Raw genomic sequence first — 256 nt, 5'->3', positions numbered from 1 at the left:
CACGCAAGTGATGAATGAAGGCGATGACTTGCTGGTACGTTTACAGCAGGCTAATCAGGTGCTCACTGGGCATAACGGCAAGCCTTTGCCTCATAGTCTCTCCGCTAAGCATGACGATGCTGAGATAGCAGTACCGGTTGTTGCTGACCAATACTCGCACTCAGATGACTGGACATCACCAATACAAACTCAGGTGATGTATGGCGCGAGCACTTTAGACAATAGCACTCGTCATCAATATGGCGATGATGGTGAG

Annotated in this window: 1 protein-coding gene; it reads left to right on the top strand. The window is 49.2% G+C overall.

What is annotated here, in order from left to right; all coding sequences use genetic code 11:
• On the top strand, positions 1-256 hold a 256-nt coding region (locus P8629_RS12260; RefSeq protein ID WP_278166384.1), incomplete at both ends, for a hypothetical protein.

It is taken from the genome of Hydrogenovibrio sp. 3SP14C1, assembly GCF_029625905.1.
Lineage (GTDB): Bacteria > Pseudomonadota > Gammaproteobacteria > Thiomicrospirales > Thiomicrospiraceae > Hydrogenovibrio.
This window is presented reverse-complemented; position numbering and strand designations above follow the sequence as displayed.